This window comes from Actinomadura logoneensis, from assembly GCF_003428695.1.
Lineage (GTDB): Bacteria > Actinomycetota > Actinomycetes > Streptosporangiales > Streptosporangiaceae > Spirillospora > Spirillospora logoneensis.
On record NZ_QURH01000319.1, the window covers coordinates 1 to 11,751 of the forward strand.

The following is an 11,751-nucleotide window of genomic DNA, read 5'->3' on the forward strand; positions in this document are numbered from 1 at the left end:
GCCGCGTCGGCTGGCGACGCGGCGGCTCGGATCGTGGTCGGGCCCGCGGGCGGGCCCTGGTGACGTCCTCCCCTTGCGGGGCAGGTGCCGCCGTCACTCGGACGGCGGTGAAGCGGGCTCCCGGACGAGGGCGCCGAGGCACGGCCCCGGCGCACGCGGTCGGGCGGACGGCGGACCGTCCGCTGCGGGAGCCCCGCGCCCGAGCCTTACGGGGTCAGCGGACCTCGTTGACGTCGAGCAGGTCCACGCGCACGTAGCGGCCTCCGGAGAGGGCGCTGATGACCGTGCGCAGAGCCTTGGCGGTGCGACCGCTGCGGCCGATGACCTTGCCGAGATCGTCGGGGTGCACGCGCACCTCCAGGACCCGGCCGCCCCTGATGCGGCGGGCGCGGACCCGGACGTCGTCCGGGTTCTCCACGATCCCTCGCACCAGGTGCTCGAGCGCTTCTTCGAGCACGTCAGTCCTCGCTCTTGACTTCGGTCTCGGCGGAGTCGGCCTCGGACTTCTTGGCCTCGGCCTTCTTCTTCGGCTTGGCGGCCGGAGCGGCCTCGTCGACGTCGCCCATCGACTCCTTGACGGCGGCCTCGAAGACGGCCTTCTTGTCGGCCTTCGGCTCGGCCTTGCGCAGGGTGCCCTCGGCGCCCGGCTCGCCCTTGAACTTCTGCCAGTCGCCGGTGACCTTGAGCAGGTTCAGCACCGGCTCGGTCGGCTGCGCGCCGACGCCCAGCCAGTACTGCGCGCGCTCGGAGTCGATCTCGATGAGCGACGGCTCCTGCTTGGGCTGGTAGAGGCCGATCTCCTCGATGGCGCGACCGTCCCGCTTGGTGCGGGAGTCGGCGACGACGATCCGGTACTGCGGGTTCCGGATCTTCCCCAGACGCTTGAGCTTGATCTTGACTGCCACGGGTGTGGTGTTCTCCAGACTTGATACAGGTGAGCCCGGCCGCACCAGGTGGGGACACCGGTGACCGGCAGGCTCCGTGGACTCCGGGCGCGCGGGACGAGAGAGGGCGCCAGCGCGATTCCGGGGTTTCCAGCCTGCCATTCTGCCAGACGATCGCGGAAAAAGCGCAATCGGACGATGACACGCGGCCACTCGATGGGCAAAGCCCGCCTGACCTGCACGGACGTACCGTCCAGAACGGACGTCCGGGACGCCCGGACGGACGCTGGAAAACACGACGAATCGGCGCGCACGGGCATCCCCGACCACGAACCGCCCACCCGTCCACCGAGCCTCGTTCACACCTCGCGTCGGACGCTCGGCTACCGGCCTTCCCCAGCCCACTCGGCTTCTGGACGACAGGGCGCTGTTGGCTCTCCGGCCCCCCTCCGCCTCGGGCCGTCGCGGCGTTGCCGGCCCTCACTCCCTCTCCGTTCCGGGGCAGGCGCGCCGCTCCCCCCGCTCTCCGAACCGACGGGCCGTCCAGGCCCCTTTGCACCGGAGGCGCTTGGGGCGGATGTGCGATGAACGGTCAGCTGGTCGGGCCGGTGTTAGTTCCATCGCAAAGGCTGGGGCCGCGGTGGTTCATGTGACCCGGATCGGCGGGGGCGCGGCGGGAGCCGGATCGGTAGTGCCGGGGCGGCGGGAGCCGGACGGGCGGTGGGGTCGGAGCGGCGGGAGCCGGACGGGCGGTGGGGCCGGAGCGGCGGGAGCCGGTTCGGCGGGGTGGGGGCTGGTTGGGTAGGCGACTCGTGCGGCGGGAGGCGGCTCGGTAGGTCGGAGCTGGATCGGTGGTCCGGTCGGATCGGCGGGCTGACGGCCGGACGGCGAACGCCGCGTCCGGCGGGTGCGGGACGCGGCGTTCGGGGTGAGGCGTGGGGTTACTTCTTCTTGCCGCCGCCCAGGTCGCCCAGGTCGGGCATCTGGAAGCCGGGCGGGAGCTGCTTGGCGAGGCCGGGCGGGAGCTGGCCGAGGCCCGGCGGCAGGCCCTGGGGCGCCGCGTCGGCGGGCTGGTCGGCCGGCTGCTTGCCGAGGGCGCGCTTGCGCGGGTCGCCGCTGCGCTGCTTGCCCTTCTTCTTGGCGGCCTTCTGCGCCTGCTTGGCGCGGCGGCGGCCGGGCATGCCCGGGAAGCCCATGTTGCCGGCCATCGCGCGGACCATCTTCTGCGCGTCGAAGAACCGGGTGACCAGGCTGGACACCTCGCCGACCTGGACGCCGGAGCCCTTGGCGATACGGGCGCGGCGCGAACCGTTGATGATCTTCGGGTTCGAGCGCTCCTCCGGCGTCATGGAGCGGATGATCGCGGCGACGCGGTCCAGGTCCTTGTCGTCGATCTGGGAGATCTGGTCCCGGACCTGGCCCATGCCGGGCATCATCCCGAGCAGGTTGCCGATCGGCCCGAGCTTGCGGATCATCATCATCTGCTCGAGGAAGTCCTCGAGCGTGAAGTCCTCGCCGGACGCGAACTTGGTGGTCATCTTCTCGGCCTGCTGGGCGTCGAACGCCTGCTCGGCCTGCTCGATCAGGGTGAGGATGTCACCCATGTCGAGGATGCGCCCGGCCATCCGGTCCGGGTGGAAGACGCTGAAGTCGTCCAGCTTCTCGCCGGTGGACGCGAACATGATCGGGCGGCCGGTGATGTGCCGCACCGACAGGGCCGCGCCGCCGCGCGCGTCGCCGTCGAGCTTGGTGAGGACGACGCCGTCGAAGCCGACGCCGTCCATGAACGCCTGCGCGGTGTTCACCGCGTCCTGGCCGACCATGGCGTCGACGACGAAGAGGATCTCGTCCGGCTTGACCGCGTCGCGGATGTCGATGGCCTGCTGCATCATCTCCGCGTCCACGCCGAGGCGGCCCGCGGTGTCGATGATGACCATGTCGTGCTGGGCGTGCCGGGCCTGCTCGATGGAGCGGCGCGCCACGTCCACCGGGTCGCCGACGCCGGAGCCGGGCTCGGGGGCGAAGACCTGCACCCCGGCCCGCTCGCCGACGACCTGGAGCTGCTGGACGGCGTTGGGGCGCTGGAGGTCGGCCGCGACCAGCAGCGGCGCGTGGCCCTCCTTCTTCAGGTGCCGGGCGAGCTTGCCCGCCAGGGTGGTCTTACCGGCGCCCTGCAGACCCGCGAGCATGATCACGGTCGGCGGGTTCTTGGCCAGGTTCAGCCGCCGGGTCTCGCCGCCGAGGATGCCGATGAGCTCCTCGTTGACGATCTTGACGACCTGCTGGGCCGGGTTCAGCGCCTGGGAGACCTCCGCGCTCGCGGCCCGCTCCTTGATCCGCGCGATGAAGTCCTTCACCACCGGCAGCGCCACGTCGGCTTCCAGCAGCGCGACGCGGATCTCGCGGGCCGTCGCGTTGATGTCGGCCTCGGAGAGCCGGCCCTTGCTGCGCAGCGACGAGAAAACCGTCGTCAACCGGTCGGAGAGCGTCTCGAACACGTGTGGACCCGTCCTTGGAAAGCTTCGTGGGATCGCCTATCAGACTATCGGGTCATGCGCCGGGTCCCGCCCCGCCCGTTCTTCCGCCTCGCCCCGCGCCGTTCTCCGTCCGGCTCGTCCCGGCTCGTCGTGATCAGTGGAGGGACGCCAGGACGTGGTCCCGGACGGACGCGGCCGACTTCCCCAGCGGACGGCCCGCGGCGTCCACGACGTAGAAGACGTCCACGGCCTCGGCGCCCAGGGTGTCGACGCGGGCGGCGACCACCTGGAGGCCGCATTCGCCCAGCGCCTGGCCGACCCGCCACAGCAGGCCGGGCCGGTCGTGGGCGCGGACCTCGACGACGGTCGCGGTCGCCGAGGCGTCCGGGAGGATCGTCACGCGCGGCGGCGGGACGGACGCGCCGGGCCGGATCTGGACGGACCTCGCCCGGCGTTCGAGGCGCGCCGCGACGTCGAGCCGGTCGGCCAGCATCCGGCGCAGGTCGGACTCCAGCGCGGCCGGGTCGGGCGGCTCGCCGAACTCGGGGACGGCCGTGAAATCGAGCACAGCGTTCGCTCCCTGGCTCCGCTGCGGCCCCGGGCCGTCCGCCGCCCCGGTCGCAACCTCGGGCGAGGCCGGTGCGGAGGGCGGCGGCGGGGTGGTCGCGGAGACGGTCCGGGCCGTCCGGACGGCGAGGCGGTGCAGGGCCAGGACGCCCGCGGCCCGCCACAGCAGCCCTGGCCGGTCGGGCGCGGTGATCGTGACGCGAGTGCCCTGGACGCGGACCGCGGCGCCGTCGTGCCTGGCCAGCGCCAGGGTCTCCGGGCCGAGCGCCGGGGCGGGCGGCAGCGTCCCGCCCGCGAGGGACGTCAGGGCGCGCTGGGCCAGGTCGGCGACCAGGCGGGCCTTCCAGGAACCCCAGGCGCCGGGGCCGGTGGCCTGCCCGTCGGCGACGGCCAGCGCGGCGAGGAGTTCGAGGACGTCGCGCTCCCGGCCCGGGACGCCGGGGACGGCGACGGCCTCCAGGACGGTCTCGATCGTCCTCGGGTCGTCGAGGTCGCGGCGGGTGGCGGTCTCCGGGAGCAGCAGGTGCCGCCGGACGACGGTCTCCAGCACCTTCGCGTCGTCCGCCGGGAAGCCCATCCGGGCGGCGGCGTCGCGCGCCACGACCGCCCCGGAGACCGAGTGGTCGCCGGGCCAGCCCTTGCCGATGTCGTGCAGCAGCGCGGCCGCGAGCAGCAGGTCGGGGCGGGCCACCTCGCGGGTGAGCGCGGCGGCTCCGGCGGCGGTCTCGACGAGGTGCCGGTCCACGGTGAAGCGGTGGACGGGATTGCGCTGCGGCCGGTTCCGGACACGTTCCCAGTCGGGCAGCAGCCGGACGACGAGCCCGGCCTGGTCGAGGGCCTCCCAGACGGCGATCGCGGCGGGACCCGCGCCGAGCAGCGAGACGAGCGCGTCGCGGGCGGCGGGCGGCCACGGGGCGCCGGGGAGCGCGGCCTTCCCGGCGAGCGTGTCCACGGTCGCGGGAGCGAGCGGAAGTCCGTTCTGCGCCGCCGCCGCGGCGACCCGCAGGACCAGCGCGGGGTCGTCGAGGTCGGCGTTGCGGGCGAGGACGACCTCGCCGTCCTGCTCGACCGCGCCGTCCCCCACTGGCCGCCGGGAGCCGCGCCGCCCGGTGGGGCCGGTGCGCCGCCGGACGAACCGGTCGACGCGGCGCCAGAGCTGGTCGTCGGCGTGCGTGATCATCCGGGCGGCTTCGGCGACCGCCCTCAGCAGGACGTCGGCGTCGAGCAGGCCGAGGGCCGCGGCGACGGCCTCCTGCTCCTGGAGGACGAGCCGGTCGGACGTCCGCCCGGTGGTGGCGTGCAGCGCGTGCCGGACGTCCAGGAGCAGGTCGTTGGCCGCGCGGATCCGGCCGTCCGGCGCGGCGGCGACCCAGGACGCGGCGACGGCCCGCATGACCTGCACGTCGCGGAGTCCGCCGCGCGCCTCCTTCAGGTCGCCTTCCAGCAGGAACGCGAGTTCGCCGTGCGCGTCCCAGCGCTCGCGGGACAGCGCGCCGAGCTCGGCCAGGCGGCGCGGGGCGTCGGCGCGCCAGTCGGCGAGGACGGCCGTGCGCACCTCCTCGACGAGGGTGCGGTCACCGGCGATGAGGCGCGGCGCGAGGAGCCCGAGCGCGGCCTTCATGTCGTCGCGGGCGACGGCGCGCGCCTCGTCGGCGGTCCGGACGAGCCCGAGCGCGGCCTTCATGTCGTCGCGGGCGACGGCGCGCGCCTCGTCGGCGGTCCGGACGGAGTGGTCGAGACGCAGGCCGGCGTCCCAGATCGGGTACCAGATGCGGTCGGCGATCTCCGCCACGTCGGGGCGTCCCCGGTGCAGCAGCACGAGGTCGAGGTCGCCGCCCGGTGTCAGCTCACGGCGGGCGTGGCTTCCGACGGCGACCAGCGCAGCGTCCGCCGAGACCAGCGCAGCGTCCGCCGGGATCGGCGACCCAGGCGCGACGGCGCGTCCGTCGGGAAGCGGCGGGCTGGCGGCGGCGGTGAACAGAGCGGTCAGGCGGCCGTCGAGTTCGGCCGCCCGGGCGGCACGTGCGGCGGACAGGACCGCACGTGCCCGGCCTCCGGGTCCCGCCCCGTCTCCGTGCGCGACGCTGGGCACGGAGACGGCGGGGGCCGCCGCGGGGCGGCGGGTCGGTGGGGAAGGCGTCTCCCGGGGCACTCGGCCGCCGCCTACAGGGCGTCCGGGCCGGTCTCGCCGGTGCGGACGCGCACGACCGTGTCCACCGGGACGGCCCAGACCTTGCCGTCGCCGATCTTCTCGGTGCGGGCGGCCTTGACGATGACGTCGATGATGTCCTGCGCGTCCTCGTCGTCCACCAGGACCTCGACGCGGAGCTTGGGGACGAGGTCCACCTTGTACTCGGCGCCCCGGTAGACCTCGGTGTGGCCCTTCTGGCGGCCGAAGCCGCTGGCCTCGCTGACGGTGAGGCCCCGCACCCCGAAGGTTTCGAGCGCGGCCCTGACCTCGTCGAGCTTGAACGGCTTGATGACCGCGGTGATGAGCTTCACTGCTGGGCCTCGACCTTCTTCTCGGCGGACGACCCGCCTGCGGCAACGGAACCGGAGGCCGCGCGTTCCGGCCCGGCGGGCTCGGACCCGGCGGACTCCGACCCGGAGGGCTCGGACGATCCGGGCCCTCCGGACGTGCGTCCGGGCGTCGCGAGCCCGTGGCCCGGCAGCGCGGACGCGTGGCCGGTGCGGACCGAGCCGGCACCCGCCGGGGCGAGATCGTAGGCGGTCTCGGCGTGCGTCGTGAGGTCCACGCCGGTCGCCTCGTCCTCCTCGTCGATCCGGAAGCCCATCGTCTTGTCGATCACGGTGCCGATGACCCACGCCATCCCGAACGAGTAGAGGCCGATCACGACGGGGCCGAGCGCCTGCATTCCGAGCTGGTACGGCCCTCCGCCGTAGAACAGGCCCTTGTGCTGCGAGGACAGCGCCGGGTAGGCGGCCAGGAAGCCCAGCGAGACCGCGCCGATCGCGCCGCCGACCAGGTGCACGCCGACCACGTCGAGGGAGTCGTCGTAGCCGAGGCGGTACTTCAGGCCGATCGCGTAGGCGCAGACCGCGCCCGCGACCAGGCCGAGGACGACCGAGGCCCACGGGTCGACGAAGCCGCACGCCGGGGTGATCGCGACGAGCCCGGCGACCGCGCCGGACGCCGCGCCGAGCGTGGTGGCGTGGCCGTCCCGCAGCTTCTCCACGACCAGCCACGCGCCGGCCGCGACCGCCGTCGCGATCTGGGTGTTCATGAACGCCAGGCCGGTGGTGGTGTCGACGCCGATCTCCGAACCCGCGTTGAAGCCGAACCAGCCGAACCACAGGATCGCCACGCCCAGCAGGACGAACGGCAGGTTGTGCGGGCGCATCGGCTCCTTGGGCCAGCCGCGCCGCCTACCCAGGACGATCGCCAGCGCCAACCCCGCCGCACCGGCGTTGACGTGCACGACCGTCCCGCCCGCGAAGTCCTCGATGCCGAGCTTGTTCAGCCAGCCCGTCCCCCACACCCAGTGCGCGACCGGGAAGTAGACCAGGGACGCCCAGGCCACCGTGAAGGCCATCCAGGCGCCGAACTTCGCCCGGTCGGCGATCGCGCCGCTGATCAACGCGACCGTGATGATCGCGAAGGTGAGCTGGAAGGCCGAGTAGACCAGCAGCGGGATGTTGTGGTCCGGGCTGGTGCCCTGCTGGATCGCGGTGACCGTGCCCTTCAGCCCGACGGCGTCGAACCCGCCGAGGACCTTGTTGACGGCCGAGCTGCCGTTGTCGGTGAACGCGACGGAGTGGCCGAAGAGCACCCAGAGGACGGTCACGCTGATGATGCTGCCGAACGACATCATCATCATGTTCAGCACGCTCTTCGCCCGGGTCATGCCGCCGTAGAAGAACGCCAGTCCGGGGGTCATGAACAGCACCATCGCCGTGGCGGCCAGCATCCAGGCCGTCGCGCCTGTATCGATCTTCATCGCGGTGGGTGCCTCCTCGACCGGGAACGTGAACTGGCAAAAGATTCCGGCGTGGCCGTTTCGCCTGTTCGGCTCCCGTGTTTCGAGGGTGTGAAACCCCGTCACGGCGTGTTGCGGCGGTGTTTCGGAATCCTCACCGCCTGCCCGTCCCGGACAGCGGGATGAGGCCCGCCCGCGACCTCTTTCCAGCCGAGCGACCTCTTTCCAGCCGAGCAGAGGCCTTTTCCGGCGGCCCCGGAAAAGCAAGAGGCCCCACCGGTCGGTGAACCGGTGGGGCCTCGAACCACGGGGACGGTCAGTCGCCGAGGATGGCGTCCACGAACGCTCCGGGCTCGAACGGGGCCAGGTCGTCGGGGCCCTCGCCGAGGCCGACGAGCTTGACCGGGACGCCCAGCTCGCGCTGGACCTGCACGACGATGCCGCCCTTGGCGGTGCCGTCCAGCTTGGTCAGCACGACGCCGGTGATGTTGACGACCGCGGCGAACACGCGGGCCTGCTGCATGCCGTTCTGGCCGGTGGTGGCGTCCAGCACGAGCAGCACCTCGTCGACCGCGGCCTGCTTCTCCACGACCCGCTTGACCTTGCCGAGCTCGTCCATCAGCCCGGTCTTGGTGTGCAGGCGGCCCGCGGTGTCGATGATCACCGTGTCGACCTTGGTGTCGATGCCCTGCTTGACCGCGTCGAACGCGACCGACGCCGGGTCGGCGCCCTCGCCCTTGCGGACGACCTGCGCGCCGACGCGCTCGCCCCACGTCTGGAGCTGGTCGGCGGCGGCGGCGCGGAAGGTGTCGGCCGCGCCGAGCACGACGGTCTTGCCGTCGCCGACCAGGACGCGGGCGAGCTTGCCGGTGGTGGTGGTCTTGCCGGTGCCGTTGACCCCGACGACCATCAGCACGGCGGGCTTCTCGCCGTGCCGGTCGGTGCGGAGCGAGCGGTCCAGGTCGGGGCCGATCTGCTTGACCAGCTCCTCGCGCAGCAGGGCGCGGACCTCGTCGGGCGTGCGGCTGCCGAGCACCTGGACGCGGGTGCGCAGGTCGTCGGTGATCTGCCGGGCGACCGAGACGCCGATGTCGGCGCCGATCAGGGTGTCCTCGATCTCGTCCCAGGCGTCGTCGTCTAGGTGGTCGCGCGACAGCAGGCCGAGCAGCGTCTTGCCGAAGGTGTTCTGGGACCGGGCGAGCCGGGCGCGGAGCCGGACCAGGCGGCCGGCCGACGGCGGCGGGACCTCGATCTCCGGCTTGGGCGGCGCGGTGGGCGCGGGCGGGGCCCGTTCGACCGGCGGGGCGGCCTGATCCTCCTCCGGGGGCGCGGTGGTGGTCCCGCCCGGCCGGATGTCGGGCCGCTCCGCTGGTTCGACGGGAGCTTGGGGCTTGCGGCGGCCGGGCCGCAAGAACATCACGCCGCCCACGATCAACGCGAGGACGGCCAGCCCGGCGATGAGGATCACATATTCCATAGCGGGTCCAGTTTTCCAGACGGCCGCCGATGCCCCGTACCCCAGCACCGCGGACGCGCCGGTCGAGGCCGCCTCCGGCCGTCCGCGCCGGTCGGAGGACCGCTTGATCAGCGACGCCGTCGTGCGGGCGCGGTCCCGGGCGCGGACGTCCGGACGCCCGGCGGTGGAGGCGCTGTCAGCGCCGGTACATGCGGATCCAGTCGACCTGGAAGGTGGCGGGGGCGTGCCGCCGGACGCCGCGGGCGGTGTGCCGAGCGTCATGGGGGAACCAGTCGAGCTGGACGGCCTGCCCCATCGGCCCGCGCGGCAGGGCGGCACGGCGCGTGGTGTGGAACCAGCGCCTGCCGTCCACGAAGCCGCTGATCCAGGTGGACGTCCACTCGACGGCGAACGCGTGCCAGCGCGTCATGTCCACACTGACCCGCCCCCACAGCCGCCTGTCCTTGCGCGTGGACCCGTAGTGGAGGAAGAACTGCGCCTGCCGGCGGGTGCCGTCGTCGGCGACCTCCAGCCAGTCCACCTCGCCTTCACCGCCTCTGGGGGCCGCTCCGCCGCGCGCGTGCGTGGGCCACAGCAGCAGGACGGGGTGGTAGGCGGCGGTGGCACGGGACATCCGGACGCGCGCCTCCCAGCGTCCGGTCCGCTGCCGCCCGCGCTTCCAGCCGAGCCCGCCCGTCGTGCCGTCGGGCCGACCGGTGATCGTGAGGACGCCCCCGCGGACGCTGACGGCGCGCGGACTGCGGCGTCCGGCACCGCCCTGGCCCGGCCCGTCGTAGACCTCCCAGGCGCGGCGGTCGAGGTGGCCGGAGCGGAAGTCGTCGGACGCGACCGGCCGTCCCCAGTGGAACCGGGCGGCGGCCGTGCGCGGCGGAGGCGGACGGTGCCGGGCGTGGCCTCGGCCACGCCGGTGGCGCGGGCCGTGGCCGCCGTCGTGCGGATGGCGCCGTCCGTGGCCGTGGCCGCGCGGGTGGAGCCGTTCGTGCAGCGGGAACAGGCGCATGTCACCCAGGGTGAGCCGTCCGGCGGCGTCCCGGATCCCCCGGACCGTCACCCCGTGGCACGCCGGTCCGGCCAGCACGACCAGGCTGACCGGAACGGTGACGGCGATGATCAGCGACCTGAGCCGTTCGGGCACGTGAGAACACTACGAAATCCGGCTTAGATGCCACCTCCCCCGATTCATCGATTCTCGGGAAAGAAAGCCATCCAGAGGTAAAGTCCGCCCCGATCCTTGAGGCTTATGTCCCTTCGCCGCCATTCTCTCCGGATTTCAGGTACGGCAGACAAAACGGCGGCGGGCTAAACGGCGGCGCCCCGGGCCTCCGGCTCGTCCCGGACGAGCCGCTGGCTGATCACCTGCGTGACGCCGTCGCCGCGCATCGACACGCCGTACAGCGCGTCCGCGCCCTCCATCGTCCGCTTCTGGTGGGTGATGACGATCAGCTGGGACGACTCGCGCAGCTCCTCGAACACCGTGATCAGCCGCTGCGTGTTGGTGTCGTCGAGCGCCGCCTCCACCTCGTCCAGGACGTAGAACGGCGACGGGCGGGCCTTGAAGACGGCGACGAGGAACGCGATCGCGACCAGCGACCGCTCGCCGCCCGACAGCAGCGACAGCCGCTTGACCTTCTTGCCCGGCGGGCGCGCCGCGACCTCGACGCCGGTGGTGAGCATGTCGTCCGGCTCGGTGAGCGACAGGCTGCCCTCGCCGCCGGGGAACAGCCGCGCGAAGATCCGCTCGAACTCGCGCGCGGTGTCGGCGTAGGCGGACGCGAACACCTCCTGCACCCGGTCGTCCACCTCCTTGACGACCAGCAGCAGGTCCCGGCGGGTCTTCTTGAGGTCCTCGAGCTGCGAGGTCAGGAACGCGTGCCGCTCCTCCAGCGCCGCGAACTCCTCCAGCGCGAGCGGGTTGACCTTGCCGAGCTGGTTCAGCTCCCGCTCGGCCTTCTTCGCCCGCTTCTCCTGGACCGCGCGGTCGTACGGGACCGGCCGCGCGTCCTCGGCGGCCTCCGGACCCGGCGGGACGGGCTGGTCCGGCCCGTACTCGTTCACCAGCGCGTCGGTCTCCAGACCGAACTCCTCCAGCGCGCGCTGCTCCATCTGCTCCAGCCGCAGGCGCTGCTCGGCGCGCGCGACCTCGTTGCCGTGCACGACGTTGACCAGCCGCTCCAGCATCGACGACAGCTCGCGCACCTGGGTGCGGATCACCCGCAGCTCGGACTCGCGGGCGGCACGCGCCTCCTCCGCCGCCTCGCGCTGCGTCACGGCCGTCGCGAGCGAGCGCTCGATCCGCTCCAGCGCCACCAGCGACCCCCGGTGCACCGCCTCGGCGATCCTGGCCTGCTGCTCGCGGCGGGCGCGGCGGCGGGCGGCGCGGGCGCGCTCCTCGCGTTCGCGGCGGGCCC

9 protein-coding genes are annotated in these 11,751 nt (G+C 73.4%); all 9 read right to left on the minus strand.

Features of this window, described 5'->3' with window-relative positions; translation table 11 throughout:
• Nucleotides 1-214: 214 nt before the first annotated feature.
• Nucleotides 215-457 (minus strand): RNA-binding protein, encoded by a 243-nt coding sequence (locus DZF91_RS20145; RefSeq protein WP_026414632.1) that lies wholly within the window; start codon nt 455-457, stop codon nt 215-217.
• A gap of 1 nt (nt 458) precedes the next feature.
• Complete coding sequence (rpsP, locus tag DZF91_RS20150) at nt 459-905, minus strand: 30S ribosomal protein S16 (protein WP_117359014.1); 447 nt, start codon at nt 903-905, stop codon at nt 459-461.
• Nucleotides 906-1,825: 920 nt separating this feature from the next.
• Entirely contained in the window at nt 1,826-3,382 is a 1,557-nt protein-coding gene (ffh, locus tag DZF91_RS20155) for a signal recognition particle protein (protein WP_117359015.1), read from the minus strand.
• Nucleotides 3,383-3,515: 133 nt separating this feature from the next.
• Nucleotides 3,516-6,020: a [protein-PII] uridylyltransferase gene (locus DZF91_RS20160; RefSeq protein ID WP_117359016.1), complete on the minus strand. Its 2,505-nt coding sequence runs from the start codon at nt 6,018-6,020 to the stop codon at nt 3,516-3,518.
• Nucleotides 6,021-6,091: 71 nt separating this feature from the next.
• Complete coding sequence (locus DZF91_RS20165; protein WP_117359017.1) at nt 6,092-6,430, minus strand: P-II family nitrogen regulator; 339 nt, start codon at nt 6,428-6,430, stop codon at nt 6,092-6,094.
• Nucleotides 6,427-7,887 carry an ammonium transporter gene (locus DZF91_RS20170; RefSeq protein ID WP_117359018.1) on the minus strand — a complete coding sequence of 487 codons (1,461 nt, stop codon included), beginning with the start codon at nt 7,885-7,887 and terminating at the stop codon, nt 6,427-6,429. Before DZF91_RS20170 ends, DZF91_RS20165 begins: the two co-directional genes overlap by 4 nt.
• A gap of 295 nt (nt 7,888-8,182) precedes the next feature.
• The gene (ftsY, locus tag DZF91_RS20175; RefSeq protein ID WP_117359019.1) at nt 8,183-9,343 is read right to left on the minus strand and encodes a signal recognition particle-docking protein FtsY; all 1,161 of its coding nucleotides are present in this window, start codon (nt 9,341-9,343) and stop codon (nt 8,183-8,185) included.
• A 175-nt stretch (nt 9,344-9,518) separates the two neighbouring features.
• A complete protein-coding gene (locus DZF91_RS20180; protein WP_117359020.1) occupies nt 9,519-10,478 on the minus strand; it encodes a glycoside hydrolase family 16 protein in 960 nt (319 codons plus the stop codon).
• Nucleotides 10,479-10,642: 164 nt separating this feature from the next.
• Nucleotides 10,643-11,751: AAA family ATPase (locus DZF91_RS20185; RefSeq protein ID WP_147341229.1), on the minus strand; the 1,109-nt coding region annotated here is incomplete at its 5' end.